We start from the raw sequence: 675 nt of genomic DNA, 5'->3' as shown, positions 1-675 counted from the left end.
GGCCAGGCCCGCACTCAGTTCGCGAGAAGGCAGCGTCGCCAGGACATCCAGGTCGCACACCACCTGCAAGGGCTGGTAGAACGCACCGATCATGTTTTTGCCCAGCGGGTGGTTGATCGCCGTCTTGCCGCCTACCGAGGAATCCACCTGGGCCAGCAATGTCGTGGGCACCTGCACAAATGGTACGCCGCGCATATAGCTGGCCGCGGCAAAGCCGGTCATGTCGCCGACCACGCCACCGCCCAAGGCAAACAGCACCGTCTTTCGGTCGCAGCCGTTTTCCAGCAGCGCATCAAAAATCAATTGCAGGGTTGGCCAGTCCTTGTGGACTTCACCATCCGGCAAGGTGACCAGCAGCACCTTGTCATAGCGTTGCTGCAAGGCCCGGGTGAGTTGCACGGCATACAGCGGGGCCACGGTGGTGTTTGACACCACCAGCGCCGTCGCCGCTTTGGGCACGTCCTGATAGGTATTGCTGCTTCCCAGAAGCCCGCTGCCAATGACGATCGGATAGCTGCGTTCGGCCAGATCAATCCGGATTGTCGCAACGGCGGAAGAGGAATTTTCTTGCATGGAAGAAGTGTAGAGGCTTCCACCCTTTCCAAGGCTTGCCAATGGTTATGGCCGGTCGGGAGGCGGAGCCATCACGCCTGCCAGCTCCAGCTGCATCAGGAT

At 60.4% G+C, this 675-nt stretch carries 1 protein-coding gene; it reads right to left on the bottom strand.

Annotated features, from left to right (window positions below):
- On the bottom strand, nt 1-573 hold a 573-nt coding region (locus tag AC1D1X_RS25080), incomplete at its 3' end, for a 3-dehydroquinate synthase family protein (RefSeq protein WP_477699601.1).
- Nucleotides 574-675: the final 102 nt, after the last annotated feature.

The organism is Polaromonas sp. P1_G4 (assembly GCF_056405475.1).
Note: the sequence above shows the minus strand (reverse complement) of the source record. Positions and strands in the feature narration are given on the sequence as shown.